This is a genomic window from Stenotrophomonas sp. FW305-3-2-15-E-LB1 (assembly GCF_058787375.1).
In genome coordinates, this window is sequence record NZ_JBYSZR010000009.1 from 119767 (window position 1) to 134079 (window position 14313).

Consider the following 14313-nt stretch of genomic DNA (forward strand, 5'->3'; position numbering starts at 1 on the left):
TAGTGCCAGGCCATGCCTGGCAGGGCTTCCCTGCATCACCCTCGCGGCGATGTCCCGCGCATCGGCCCCAGCAACGCCAGCAGCACGTACACCACGATCGAGGCGACCGTGCCCAGCAGCGCAGGCCCACCGAAGGCCCAGGCCGGGCGGCCCTGCTGCCGTGCCCACTGTCCAAGATGCCAGGCCGCACCCAGGTTGATCAGCCACGCAAGGGCGAACACCGGCCACTGCGCCATGCCGACGGCGCGCAGCAGCGGCAGGGCCAGCAGTGCGGCAACGATGGCCGCGACCAGGAAGATCAGCGCGGAGCGGGAATGGCGGGGCGTGGGAGCGTTCATGGGTGCAGCCTCCGCACCATCACCAGCACGTGATACCCGTGGCTGTCAGCCTCGCAGATTGGCGTCCAGCCCAGCCGCGCATACAGGCCCCCATCCAACACTTCGGTCTGCAGGTACAAGTCGGAAACCCCCATCCGCGCCGCCTGCGCCGCGGCCTGTTCCACCAGCGCACCAGCCAGCCCACGCCGGCGATGACTGTCGGCCACGAACACGCCGCCCAGCCAATGCTCGTACTGCGGGAAGGCTTGCATCTCGCGGCGCTTGAGCTGGACCGCACCCACCAACTGGTCTCCATCGAAGGAGACGATCAGGTGCGGGAAACCCTCGGCATCCTGCGGCGTGTTCAGCCGTTGCAGTTCCTGCTCCAGCGACAGGCCGGCGTCCTGGCCCCATTGCGCGTGGTACCACTGCGCCAGCTGTTGCCGTTCCGGTGCATCGCCGGTGAGTACGTTGAACTCCATCAATACCCTCTGCATCAATGCGGATCACAGCACCCTGCGTCTACCTCATCGCGGCAGCCTCAGGTAGGCGTAGGCGTTACGCCAGAAGAAGCGCTCCTTGTACCCGCACCATGGCTCATTCTCAAACAGTTTCAGGAAAAGACCCAGGTAGGGACGTGCCGAATTGACCATCGCCTGCATGTGCCAGTCTGACCCATATGCGATCTTGTCCATGAATCCAAAATCGCCACCGGCTTCACAGGCGCGCCTGAGGTTCTGCTCGAAGCGTTTCATGCCGTCGTCCTTCAGCAGATCCTCTAGATGGCCCACCTCGCAATAGACGTTGGGGTATTGGACGCACAGATCAACTACCTGCCACGCATAGTTGCCCTTCGCCCACTCGACCTCGCTGGAAGCGGCCCACCCCGCCGAAATCGGATTGCGCTTCGGCGCACTCATACCACCGGCATGACCCAGGCACAGGCGCAGCGTCCTGCGCTCCTTCAGCACTTCAAGCCAGTGCACCGGATCGGCCAAACGCCCACTGAGATGGCTGCTCTCGAAGCCCACAGGAGTGCAATGGGCGAAAATTGGTGCGTCCTCTTTCAAGCAGAGATCGTAGAACGCTTCGATCCGGTCCGAGTAGTGTTCATCGGCATGCGGGCGGTAGCCCATCGCAGGGTAGAACTTGAAGCCAAGGAAACCCTTCTCCAGTGCATCTTCCGCCAGACCAACGCAGTCCTTATGTCGTGGATCGAAAGCGAAGAATCCTTTCAGGTCCCGGTTTTTCAGCGCCAGCTCCTGCATCCTCGCCCTGCGCTCGTCAAGCTTGTACCTGGGAGGCCTGCGCCCGGGATATGCAAGTTCCATATCCATCATGTAGTGCACGAACTCCATCGGCGCGGGCGTTTCGCCGTAGGCATCACGCAGCCTTTTCAGGATCACATCCTCGCTCGCCAGCAAAGTGAAGAAAAACTCCGCGTAGTTGTCGATGATGCTGTTTTCGTTGGGCCGGATCAGGTCGGTCATTCTTCGCAGTGCCCGCTTCACCACCCGCCGTGCCCAGGCCGGCATCGCATCAGGCGCCAGGGGCTCGATCCCCTCGGACTCATCCGGATCGGGGTCACCGCTCCAGCCTTCCAGAGCGTAGTCGATCCCATCGAGCTCGCGCAGAGCAGCAACGAGATCGTCGTGGAGCACACCCTCCTGGGTGGCGCCGCGCCGCACCTGATGTTCCGTGATGTTGCAGATCGAATCGATGTAGTCCAGCTCGCCAGCACTCTCATGGGCAATCAGGGCGTTGGCGTGCTCTGCTTTGAGCCGGGCGAACTCCGCCTCCTCTCCAGCACTTCCGGTCAATTCATAGAGCAACTTGGCAATGCCGACTGCGAGCAGACTGGACCAGTTTCCCAGAGCATTCCTGATGATGCTCTCAAGCGGAAGATGACGCGCGTTGAATACGTGTGTGTGCAGATCAACAATGCGCTGCAGCTTCTCCTGCGACTCCCTCATGACGCCCCCCTGCGATCCTTCGGTCTGCGGACTCTAGCAGGGTGCCCTTGCCTGGCAAGTGCCAGGCGCGGACAACACCGTCCGGCACCGCTGACGCCGATCAGAAAGCACGACGTGCCGCGGTTATTACCTTGGCTAGCCGGCGCCACCGGCGAAGCACCCGGACATGGGCCCGGTTCTACAGGACATTCACCCCTGCGCGAAGTCCTTCAGGATCTCGCCCACGCCGCTGGCGGAAATCTCGAAGCCGAGCGTCGTACCGGGGTTGACCACCACGCCGTAGCCACCCGGCACGCGACGCAGCACGTCCAGCATCAGCCAGCGGATCTGGTGCGGGGCCTGCTGGGAATGGATGCCGACCCGCGCCGGAGCGGTGAAAACGGCCACGTGCAGGGTGCCCTGCTTGTCGAACAGCAGCGGGTCGAAACCGCTGCCGTCACGGGTGACCAGGCTGCCGGTCAACAGCACCACCTCGGACGCCACGAAGGCTTCCATGAAGGCGCGGATCGGCACGGCTCCGTCCATGGCGGCCTTCAGCAGGGTTTCGATCGGGGTCTGCGGGGCGAAGTCGGTCATGGCGGTACGGCGGGGAGATAGGGACGCCTATTGTAGAGCCGAGCCCACGCTCGGCTGCCTCTGCCCCCCCGAAGCAGCCAGGCATGGCCTGGCTCTACCGGGCATGCGCCTGCAGCGGGGCCTGGCCGGAACGGCGCCAGTACCGGTGAACCAGTGCAGCCAGCAGCATGCCCGCGGCCCACGCCATCAGCACGCTGCCGCCGCCCTGCAGCGCATCCATCGCGGCCAGTCCCGCAACCAGCGCCAGCAGGGCCGCCACCAGCATTACTGCCACACCCGTGCCGCGTGCGCTGGCCAGGCGCAGGGCCAGCAGCATCAGCGGGAACGCCACCAGGCTGGCGCCGAGGCCGAACACCACAAGCGCGTCCCACAGGTACACATTGAAGCTGCGCGGCATCGCGATGGCGGCGGTACGCGCCAGCCACGGGAAGGTCACGGCGGCGATCAGGCCACCGGTGGCCGCACCAGCACAGAGCGGAATTAGTAAACGTCGCATCATTCAGCCCATCCTTGCCGAAGTACCGGCCGCTGGCCGGCAGTTGCATCTGCCAATGATCTGGAGCTGCCGGCCAGCGGCCGGCCCTACCGCTTCAACCGCTGGTCGCGCGCCTGCTGGTCAGCCACCGCCTTGTCCAGCTCGGCCTGCAGGGCCGGCTGCTGCACCGGCGCATCCAGCACGTACACCTTCACGCCGTGCGCCGGCACCTCCACCTTCAGCGAGCGCTTCACCTTCAGTTCGGTGCCACCCAGCGCATCACGCCAGGTGCCCGCCTGCAGGTACCGCTCCACCTTGATGCTGCGCACTGTATCACCCTTGTTCAGCAGCACCAGCGCGGTCTGCGCCACGTCACCGTGCTGCAGCACGCGGAAGAACACCGCCTCGTCGCCCTGCAGGCGCTCGTTCACCTGCAGGCCGCGCTGCAGGGCCGGGGTGGCTTCGCGCAGTTTGGCGATGCGCTGCAGCGGCGCGAAGATCGGGCTCTGCGGTGCGTCGTCCACACGCTGCTGTCCGAAGTACGCGCGGTTGCCGGCGTGTTCGGCGCGGCCACGCATGAAGCCGGTCTCCGATCCGTAATAGACCACCGGGATGCCGCGCGCGGTGAACAGCCAGTTGTGCGCATCGATGAAGCCGGTGTCGCTGGCCTGCAGGCGCGGCATGTCGTGGTTGTCGTAGAAGCTCATCAGCTCGTACGGGTTGGCGTACGGGCCACCGGTCAGGTGCAGCGGCTCGGCCAGCGTTTCAAACCCCTTGCCGGTGGTGCCGAAGGTCTGCTCCAGCGCGCCACGCAGCGGGAAATCGAGCACGCTCACGTTCGCATTGGCCGGCCAGGTGTGCTCGGCGATGCTGGCCGCGTTGTAGTCGAAGGCTTCGCCGAACATGAACATGCCCGGGTGCTCGGCGCGGATGCGGTTGACGAACTCATGCCACCACGGGTGCGGCAGCCAGCCGATGGTGTCGATGCGCAGCGCATCCACGCCCTGTGCGGTCCACTGCAGGTAAGCGCCCACCAGGTAATCCATCACCGCCGGGTTGTCCTGGTTGAAGTCGGACAGCTCGGCCAGGTTGCCGTCGAAGATGGAACCGTCCTTGCCGTCGACCGGACCGATGTTGTTGTAGAACGCGTGCAGCGGATTGTGCTTCGGGTCCAGCTTCTGCGGCGGCAGGTTCTGGTGGTCGGCAATCAGCGTGCCGTCCTTGTCGAATATCTGGCCGAACTGCGGCTGCCGCTTGGGCATGGTCCAGGCAGGCGAACCGTGGTTGCCGACGATGTCCAGAACCACCTTCAGGCCGGCATCGTGCAGGCCCTTGTTGAGGCCGGCAAAATCCAGGTCCCTGCTGGGCAGGTGTTCGTCGAGCTTGTAGAAATTGATGCCCCAGTAGCCGTGGTAACCGGTCTTGCCGCGGTCGGTCAGCGTACTGGTGCAGCTGATCGGCTTGCTGCCGGTGAAGGCCTCGTCCGGGTTGTCGACGATGGGCGTGATCCACACCGCACCGAAACCGAGGTTGCGGATGTACTGCGCATTGTCCAGCACGCCGCGGAAATCACCGCCGAGGTAGCCAATATTGCCGTCGACCTTGTCCGGGCACGGCACCGGGATGTCGAACGTGCGGTGCTTGCCGCCCTGGTCGCGGTGGTCGTTGGACGGATCGCCGTTGACGAAACGGTCGGTGACCACGAAGTACACCGCATCGCTGGCGAACGGCTCGGTGGTGCCAACATAGTCCGGGCGCGGCGCAGCCACGGCCGGGCCGGCGAACAGGGCAAGGGAAACAGCAACAGCCAGCACACCACGCATCACACCACCTCCGGACGGGACGGAACCCGCAGTACGCACACACCGGCCACGAGCAGGCTGCAGCCGCCCAGCACCAGCACGTGGATCGGCTGGTCACCCAGCCACGCGCGCAGGGCAAAGCCGAGCGCACTGGCCGCGACCAGCTGCGGGATCACGATGAAGAAATTGAAGATGCCCATGTACACGCCCATCTTTGCCGCCGGAACGCTGTCCGACAGCAGGGCGTACGGCAGGGACAGGATCGAGGCCCAGGCAAAGCCCACGCCGACCATCGACAGCAGCAGCCAGCGCGGATCATCGATGAACATCATCGAGATCAGCCCTGCCCCGCCCAGCCACAGGTTGACCAGGTGGCTCCAGCGCAGGCCGAGCGCGCGCACCATCGGCGGGATCAGCAGCGCGGCCAGTGCAGCGAAGCCGTTGTAGGCACCAAACAGCACGCCCACCCAGTTGGCGCCTTCGTTGTAGGCCGCCGACTGCGGATCGGTGGAACCGAAGTGGGTGCCGGCCACGGCGGCGGTGGTGAAGATCCACATCGCAAACAGTGCGAACCACGAGAAGAACTGCACCCAGGCCAGGCGCCGCATGGTCACCGGCATTGCCCGCAGGTCGCCGACGATGGCCGCCAGCATGTGCGGGCCGGGCAACAGGCGGGCCAGCGCCAGCAGCAGGCCGTAACCCGCGCACAGGCCGGCCAGCACGTACAGCATCTTGTCGCCCTGGCGCCAGGCGATCAGCGCTGCCAGCAGCACGCCCAGGCCCAGCCACAGCGCCACCTGGCCCCACGGTGCGGGCCCGCTGACGGCGGCACCGGCGTGGTGCGCGGGCGGCTCGGCATCGTCGAAGGACGCAAGCTCGGTGGGCGAATACTCGCGCGTGCTGAACACCGTCCAGCTGATTGCCGCCAGCAGCACCACCGCGCCGAAGTAGAACGCGTAGCGCACCGAGTCGGGCACTTCACCCGGCACGGCCGTGTTGCTGACGCCGAAGTGAGTGAGGATGAAGGGCAGGAAGCTGGCGACGATGGCGCCGACGCCGATGAAGAAGCTCTGCATCGCATAGCCGGTCGGCCGCTGGCGCGGCGCCAGCTGGTCGCCGACGAACGCGCGGAACGGTTCCATCGACACGTTGATGGAGGCATCCAGCACCCACAGCGTGCCGGCCGCGATCCACAGCGTGGGCGAGTTCGGCATCACCAGCAGGGCCAGCGTGGTCAGCACCGCGCCGATCATGAAGAACGGGCGGCGTCGCCCCCAGCGCGTCCAGGTACGGTCGGACAGATAGCCCACCACCGGCTGCACCAGCAGGCCGGTCAGCGGAGCGGCGATCCACAGCCCCGGCACCGCGTCCTGCGATGCCCCCAGCGTTTCGAAGATGCGGCTGGCGTTGGCGTTCTGCAGGGCAAACCCGAACTGGATGCCGAGGAAGCCGAAACACATGTTCCAGATCTGCCAGAACGACAGCTGCGGCTTGGCGGGACGACTCATCGTGCACCCTCGACCGCAGCGACCGGCGCCACCTTCAGCGCCTGCACCTGGGCCTGGTTGAGCACGCCTTCGCGCCCGCCCTTGCCGCCGGTGTAGTGCGCGAAGTGCTCCAGCGCGCTCATGTTGAAGCCTTCTTCCAGGGTGACCGTGCAGCGGCCCTTCGGCACGGCGAAGCTGGCCGCGGTCGATTCCTGCGCGGCAACGCTGTGCGGCAGGGTGACGGTCTGCCGCTGCGCCGGCTGGCCTGCGCACTGCAGGTTCAACTGCTTCACCGCCGCGGTCACGCCGGTGTTGATCGGCCCGTTCGGGTTGTTGTACTGCAGGCGCAGGCGCACATGGCCGGCCTTGGCATTGCTGAAGCGCCACTGGCGGTCACCGCGCAGCACCTGCTGCGGGCCCACGCACAGCATCGGGCTGTGCAGCGATTCCAGCGCACCGTCGCGGCGGGTCAGGCTGAGGCAATGCTGCAGCCCATCGTCGCCCACGCGGGCCACGCCCTTGGCCGGCTGCAGTGCCTTGCCGTCCTGCCACAGCACCTGGTCGGCGGCCACGGCCACGGTCCAGCCCTTGCCGCTGCGCCTGGCCTGCGGTGCGGCCGGCGTGGCCGGTGCACGCGCATTGGCGTCGGCGCTGGCCACCGCATCACGCGGCGCGGCAGCGGCCGGCACCAGCTGTACGGTGGTGGTCGCACCCCGCGTCTTCACCTTGCCGGCCACCAGCAGGCCGTCGCCCAGCTGTTTCGGCCGTTCCAGCACATAGCGCTTGCCGTTCGCCTCCAGGCTGATGCGGCGCTGCTTTCCGAACAGGTCCGGCACCAGGCTGGCCGGCAGCTTGGGCTGCACGCTGCCATCGTCCTGCAGGCCGAACACGCCTTCGCTGACCATGGCCAGGTAACCGGCCACCGACCACAGCTGGCGCTCGGAGTTGACCACCGGGCCACTGAGCGCGCCTTCGTCCACGTGCACGGCCTGGGTGACCAGCTCGTAGTTCTCCATGTTGGAACCGGCCAGTGCCGCGCCCTGCATCAGCGAACGGATTTCGGCGGCGATGCGCGGGGCATCATCGAGCTTGCGCGCGGCACGCAGCGAGTAGGCGCTGACGAACGGCCAGATGGCGCGGTTGTGGTAGATCGGCTGCTGCGCTTCCTGCGGCCACACCACCGGGCTGCCGGCCGGCCCCATCGGGTAGGCGGCCAGCGCACGCTGCGCGCGCCCGGCGGGCAGCACGTCGGCGAGGATGCCCAGCGACAGGCCCAGCAGATCGACCTTGGTGTACGGCACCGGGTGCGCGGCTTCGCCGATGTAGCTCATGTACTGGCCCATGTCCTCGCGCCAGAAGCGTGCATCGATCTGCAGCGCCAGCGCGTCGGCCCAGGCCTTGTACTGTTCGCTGCGCTCGTCGCCCAGCTGCGCGGCCATCTGCTGGCCCAGGCGCAGCGCCTGATAGTGCAGCACGTTGGTGGACAGCGCGTAGGAATCACCGATGAAGCGCACGTTCTCGCGCGTCCAGTCCGGGTAGGTCTGCTCGCGCCAGTCCAGGAAAGACGTCTCGCCGCGGTACAGGCCCATCTGCGCGTCGAACACCATCGCCCGGTCCTGCGCCAGGGTGCCCTGCAGCGCCTGCCACACCTGGTCGGCGAACGCCGGATCATCCAGCAGGTGGCGCGCGGCGAGGAACCACACCACGCGGTCGCTGCTGATCGGCCAGCTGCCACCGGAACCGGTGTCCTGGGCGACGAACAGGCCGGGGGTGTGGCCATCACGCGCGGCCGACAGCTTGAACTGCAGCGACTGCCGGGTGCGCTGCGGGTCCAGCTTGGCCAGTGCCAGATCGGCGGCGAAGCTGAGATCGCGGGTCCACACATAAGGCCAGCGCGCACCGGTCTGGAAGCAGTCGCACGGCACCGGTCGTCCTTCGTCGAAGGACGGATCGCGGATCGCGTCCACGCGGTCCTGGTCCATTTCCTGCTGCGCCAGCGCGAACAGCGCGTCGAACATCACGCTGCCGGTCTGGCTGCGCATGGGCGCGGCGGCGATCTGCACCTCACCCTTGGGTGCATGCAGGACAAAGCTGCCCTTGGCAGCGGCTTCGGCACGCGCATGGCGGCCGTTGAATTCCAGGTCGGCCGCGTGCGCGGTCGTTCCCAGCGCTGCCCCAAGGGCAGCCGTCAGGCAAATGATCTTCAGCATCGAAGCGGCAGACCGGCTTGCGCCCGTCGACCTCCCTCCCTCTCTGCACCGTTATGGGTCCGCGCCACCTTGGACGGTGCGCGGGCGCGGCGCCTCCCTCAAGGTGCCTTGGCCCCATGGTAGACGCGGCGCCGCAGCCTGCGGCCAGTTGCATACGTATTCATCGCAGTTGCGTGAAGAGCGGCGCCCACGCTGGCTTATGGTCCGGGTCTGCCAACGGCGCCTTGGGAGGGGAAATGCCGGCTTCATCTGCTGCAATCCGCGCGATGTTCGCGCACGTGTTCGGCCTGGCCCTGCTGGGCCTGGCTGCCCTGGCCCAGGCCGCGCCACAGGTGGCCAGCGTGGAATCGCCGGGCAAGGTGCTCAAGGTCAGCCTGGTGCTGGACGGTGGCACCGCGCGCTACCGCGTCGAGCGCTTCGGCGAGCCCGTGGTGGCCGATTCGAAGCTGGGCTTTGAACTGCGCGATGGCCGCCTGGACCGCGATTTCGCCCTGCTCGGCCAGCAGCAGCGCAGCGTCGATGACACCTGGGAACAGCCCTGGGGCGAGCGCCGGGTCACCCGCAACCACTTCAACGAACTGACCGTACAGCTGGCCGAAACCACCGGCAGCAAGCGCCGCCTGGACGTGGTGTTCCGCGTGTACGACGACGGCCTTGGCTTCCGTTATGTGTTCCCCGAGCAGCCCAACCTGCGCGAGGCGATCATCGATGACGAGCTGACCGAGTTCGCCATCGCCCCCGATTCAACCGCCTGGTGGATTCCGGCCGGCGAACCGATCCACTACGAGTACCTGTACCAGCGCACCCCGCTGCGCGAAGTGCCGCTGGTGCACACGCCGATGACCCTGCGCAGCCACGATGGCCTGCACGTGGCCATCCACGAGGCCGCGCTGGTGGACTACGCCGGCATGTGGCTGCGCCGCACCGAGGGCCAGCGCCTGCGCGCGCAGCTTTCGCCCTCGGCCGAAGGCTGGAAGGTGCGCCGTGCCCTGCCGTTCGCCACGCCGTGGCGCACGCTGCAGATCGCCGACCGCGCCGGCGGCCTGGTCGAGTCGGACCTGATCCTCAACCTCAACGAACCCAATGCACTGGGCGATGTGAGCTGGGTGAAACCGGCCAAGTACCTGGGCGTCTGGTGGTCGATGCACCTGGACAACGAAAGCTGGGCGACCGGCCCGAAGCACGCCGCCACCACCGCGAAGACGAAGAAGGTGATCGACTTCGCCGCCGCACATGGCTTCCGCGGCGTGCTGGTGGAAGGCTGGAACCCCGGCTGGGACGGCATGTGGGTCGGCAACGGTTACGACTTCGATTTCACCCGCGCCACGCCGGACTTCGATATCGAGGCGCTGTCCGCGTACGGCCTGAAGAAGGGCGTGCACCTGATCGGCCACCACGAAACCGGCTGCGCCATCGAGCACTACGAAGACCAGCTGGGCGCCGCGCTGGATCTGTATGCGCGGCTGGGCGTGGACCAGTTCAAGACCGGCTACGTCTGCGATGACGGCCAGGTCGACCGCCGCAATCCGGCCGGCGGCCCGCTCTGGCGCGAGTGGCATGACGGCCAGTTCATGGCCCGCCACCACCTGAAGGTGGTGCAGGAAGCCGCGCGCCGGCACCTGTCGGTGAACCCGCACGAGCCGATCAAGGACACCGGCCTGCGCCGCACCTACCCCAACTGGATCTCGCGCGAAGGCGCGCGCGGCATGGAGTACAACGCCTGGGGCCAGCCGCCGAACCCGCCCGAGCACGAGGTCAACCTGGTGTTCACCCGCATGCTGGCCGGCCCGTTCGATTACACGCCCGGCATCCTCAGCCTGAAGGGCCGCCACGGCCAGGCCATTCCCAGCACGCTGGCCCGCCAGCTGGCGCTGTACGTGGTGCTGTACAGCCCGATCCAGATGGCCGCCGACCTGCCCGAGCACTACCTGCAGCACCGCGAGGCGTTCCGCTTCATCGAGGACGTGGCGGTGGACTGGGAACAGAGCCGCGTGCTGGATGGCGAAGTGGGCGACTACGTGACGATCGTGCGCCGCGATCGCAACAGCCGTGACTGGTTCCTGGGCAGCATCACCGATGAACACGGCCGCGTGCTGCCGGTGTCGCTGGGCTTCCTGGAACCGGGCGTGCGCTACCGCGCCGAGATCTACCGCGACGGCGACGGTGCGGATTTCCGCAGCAATCCGTTCGCGTTCAAGCGCGAGACCCGCGAGGTGACCAGCGCCGATGCCCTGACCCTGGTGCTGGCACCGGGCGGTGGCCAGGCGATCCGGTTCACCCCGCTCTGAATGACGGGCCGATGGAAATGCAGCCGAGCATGGGCTCGGCTCTACACGGTAGCGCCCGAGCCCACGCTCGGGCGGCGGCGCGGAGCGCCGGGATACGGGCACTGGAATCGATTACAACGCTGCGAAAGCCATTGAATACGTATGCAGGGTGATTCCTGCGGAGAAGCCGCTGCCTACCATAGCGGCGACGACAGCGGCCACCGCGTCGCACGTCCACGGCACCGCCGGGACGACCACAAGATGCTCTACAACATTGCCTGGGAGGGGAAAATGTTGAACCACACGCGCACCGCGCTGAGTCTGGCGCTGGCCGTTGCACTGGTGCCGTCGCTGGCATCGGCGCAATCCACGCAGTCCACCGAAACCGCCACCGGTACGTCCGCCACCAACCTGGACACCGTGCAGGTCACCGGCATCCGCCGCGGCATCGAAAACGCCATTGCGATCAAGCAGGACGCCACCTCGGTGGTCGAAGCGATCTCGGCCGAAGACATCGGCAAGCTGCCCGACGTCAGCATCGCCGAATCGCTGGGCCGCCTGCCCGGCCTGGCCGCACAGCGCGTGGCCGGCCGTGCCCAGGTCATCAGCGTGCGCGGCCTGTCGCCCGACTTCGCCACCACCCTGCTCAACGGGCGTGAAGTGGTCAGCACCGGCGACAACCGCAGCGTCGAGTTCGACCAGTACCCCTCGGAACTGGTGAACGGCGTGACCGTCTACAAGACCCCGGACGCCGCCCTGGTCGGCCAGGGCCTGTCGGGCACCATCGACATGCAGACCGTGCGCCCGCTCAGCTTCCCCGACCGCGTGATCGCCGTCAGCGGCCGCCTGCAGAAGAGTTCGCTCGGCGAAGCCGCCAATGTCGATGAATTCGGCAACCGCTTCAGCGCCAGCTACATCGATCAGTTCTTCGACAAGACCCTGGGCATCTCGATCGGCTACGCGCACAGCGACAACCCGATCCAGGAAAACCAGGTCGGCCTGTACGAGCCGTGGACCACCGAGCAGACCACCAACGGCAACCGCCCGGGCGTGGCCGCAGGCACGTACTTCTCCGATGGCATCAAGGCGCTGCGCCGTACCGGCAACAACAAGCGCGACGGCGTGATGGCCACCATCCAGTTCCGGCCGAACAACGCCTGGACCAGCACCTTCGATGCGTTCCACACCGAAGCCGAGCAGATCGACACCGCCAACCAGTTCGAGCTCAACCTGAGCAACTTCAATGGTGGCTATACCCCGGGCCTGCTGATCAGCAACCCGCAGGTCAATGCCGATGGCACCTTCACCGGTGGCACCGCCAGCGGCGTGTACCCGCTGGTGCGCGGCATGTACAACAAGCGCAAGGACAAGATCGATGCGTTCGGCTGGAACAACGAGTTCACCTTCGGCAGCGTGAAGCTGGTCGCCGATGTGAACTACTCCAAGGCCACGCGCGATGAGCTGAACCTGGAAAACAACCTGCAGCTGACCCCGATGCCGCAGCTGGACACCATCGGCCTGCAGATCCGCCCGAACGGCTTCTCGCAGATCAGCCCGGGCCTGGATTACTCCGATCCCAATGCGCTGTTCCTGACCAACACCATCTACGGCTCCGGCTACGGCAAGGTGCCGCAGGTGGAAGACCGCCTGAAGGGCGCCAAGCTGGCCGCGACCATCGCCCTGCCCGAGGCCATCGCCTCGTGGGCACCGGACGTGGACGTCGGCGTGAACTACGCCGACCGCCGCAAGACCAAGACCCAGTCCGAAGGCAACATCCTGCTGGGCGCACAGGGCGATGCCAACATCGCCTCGGACCTGCAGTACTCGCCGGTCAACCTGGGCTTTGCCGGCATCGGCTACATCCCGGCCTGGAACGTGCCGGCGGCCGTGGGCCGCTACATGACCTTCAACCCGGTGGACAACCTCGACTACCTGATCCCGAAGTCGTGGGTGGTGCAGGAAAAGATCACCACCGCCTGGGCGCGCCTGAACATCAACACCGACATCGGTGAGGTGGGTGTGCGCGGCAACATCGGCGTGCAGATGCAGCACACCGACCAGAGCTCGGATTCGCGCTACTGGGACAGCTCGCAGCCGGCCGGCAGCAACATCCAACCGTATTCCAACGGCAAGACCTACAACGACTGGCTGCCGAGCTTGAACCTGGCCTTCATGTTCCCGCACCAGCAGACGCTGCGCTTCGCCGCGGCCAAGCAGGTCGCGCGCCCGCGCGTGGACCAGATGCGTGCCGGCCTGGAGTTCGGCGTGGATACCGCCACCGGCAAGCCCGGCGGCAGCGGCGGCAACCCGCTGCTGGATCCGTGGCGTGCCACTGCGCTGGACCTGTCCTACGAGAAGTACTTCGGTGAAAAGGCCTACGTGGCCGCCGCGATCTTCTACAAGGACCTGAAGAGCTACGTCTACACCCAGTCGGTGGACGACTACGACTTCACCGACCTGCTGGGCAGCTACGTGCCGCCGCCGGGCATGACCGCACCGGTGCTGACCACCGGCACGTTCTCCACCCCGGAGAACGGCAAGGGCGGCACGCTGAAGGGCCTGGAACTGACCGCATCGTTCCCGCTGGACATGCTGACCGACAGCCTGCGTGGCTTCGGCGTGCAGGCCAGTGCCACCTTCAACAAGAGCGACATCAAGATCCTCGACCCGGAAAGCGCCTCCAGCGTGGGTTCGGATCCGATCAGCCTGCCCGGCCTGTCCGAGCGCGTGTACAACTTCACCGCCTACTTCGAGCGCAACGGCTTCGAAGCGCGCGTGAGCCAGCGCCGTCGTTCGGACTTCATCGGTGAGATCGGCAACTTCAACGGCAACCGCACGCTGCGTTACGTGGTGGGCGAGAACGTGACCGATGCGCAGATCAGCTACACCTTCAGCGACAGCAGCGCCATGCGTGGCCTGACCCTGCTGCTGCAGGGAAGCAACCTGACCAACGAGCCGTACCGCACCTACGCCGGCACCACGGACCGCCCGCTGGAATACATCGAGTGGGGCCGCACCTACGTGCTGGGCGTGAACTACAAGTTCTGACCACGATCGGTAGTGCCGGCCGCTGGCCGGCAACCCACCGGTAGCGCCGGGCCATGCCCGGCGACACACAAGGGGAGCTGGACCGGAAACCCGCTGCGCAGGCAGCGGGTTTTCTTTTTGCGCGTGGACACCGCGCCCGGCACCGCATCCACGCATGG

The 14313-nt window shown here is 66.7% G+C and carries 10 protein-coding genes; 2 read left to right on the top strand and 8 right to left on the bottom strand.

Going from position 1 to position 14313, the window contains the following annotated elements; genetic code table 11:
• Window positions 1-35: 35 nt before the first annotated feature.
• The 8 genes from AC3WL7_RS09200 to AC3WL7_RS09235 form a co-directional block, all read right to left on the bottom strand.
• On the bottom strand, window positions 36-338 hold the full coding sequence (locus AC3WL7_RS09200; protein WP_492750073.1) for a hypothetical protein: 303 nt from the start codon (window positions 336-338) through the stop codon (window positions 36-38).
• Window positions 335-799 carry a GNAT family N-acetyltransferase gene (locus AC3WL7_RS09205; RefSeq protein ID WP_108760210.1) on the bottom strand — a complete coding sequence of 155 codons (465 nt, stop codon included), beginning with the start codon at window positions 797-799 and terminating at the stop codon, window positions 335-337. Before AC3WL7_RS09205 ends, AC3WL7_RS09200 begins: the two co-directional genes overlap by 4 nt.
• Window positions 800-844: 45 nt before the next feature.
• Entirely contained in the window at window positions 845-2290 is a 1446-nt protein-coding gene (locus AC3WL7_RS09210) for an amidohydrolase family protein (RefSeq protein ID WP_492750074.1), read from the bottom strand.
• A 189-nt stretch (window positions 2291-2479) separates the two neighbouring features.
• On the bottom strand, window positions 2480-2866 hold the full coding sequence (locus AC3WL7_RS09215; RefSeq protein ID WP_492750075.1) for an SseB family protein: 387 nt from the start codon (window positions 2864-2866) through the stop codon (window positions 2480-2482).
• Window positions 2867-2960: 94 nt separating this feature from the next.
• Complete coding sequence (locus AC3WL7_RS09220; protein WP_492750076.1) at window positions 2961-3362, bottom strand: hypothetical protein; 402 nt, start codon at window positions 3360-3362, stop codon at window positions 2961-2963.
• An 86-nt stretch (window positions 3363-3448) separates the two neighbouring features.
• Window positions 3449-5164 carry an alpha-amylase family glycosyl hydrolase gene (locus tag AC3WL7_RS09225; RefSeq protein ID WP_492750077.1) on the bottom strand — a complete coding sequence of 572 codons (1716 nt, stop codon included), beginning with the start codon at window positions 5162-5164 and terminating at the stop codon, window positions 3449-3451.
• Window positions 5164-6651, bottom strand: coding sequence for an MFS transporter (locus AC3WL7_RS09230; RefSeq protein WP_079220979.1), 1488 nt, complete (start codon window positions 6649-6651; stop codon window positions 5164-5166). Before AC3WL7_RS09230 ends, AC3WL7_RS09225 begins: the two co-directional genes overlap by 1 nt.
• A complete protein-coding gene (locus AC3WL7_RS09235; protein ID WP_492750078.1) occupies window positions 6648-8840 on the bottom strand; it encodes a glucosidase family protein in 2193 nt (730 codons plus the stop codon). Before AC3WL7_RS09235 ends, AC3WL7_RS09230 begins: the two co-directional genes overlap by 4 nt.
• Before the next feature lie 236 nt (window positions 8841-9076).
• Between AC3WL7_RS09235 and AC3WL7_RS09240 the strand changes: the two genes are divergently transcribed.
• On the top strand, window positions 9077-11128 hold the full coding sequence (locus AC3WL7_RS09240; RefSeq protein WP_492750079.1) for a glycoside hydrolase family 97 protein: 2052 nt from the start codon (window positions 9077-9079) through the stop codon (window positions 11126-11128).
• Between the two features lie 270 nt (window positions 11129-11398).
• Window positions 11399-14155, top strand: coding sequence for a TonB-dependent receptor (locus tag AC3WL7_RS09245; RefSeq protein WP_174214108.1), 2757 nt, complete (start codon window positions 11399-11401; stop codon window positions 14153-14155).
• Window positions 14156-14313: the final 158 nt, after the last annotated feature.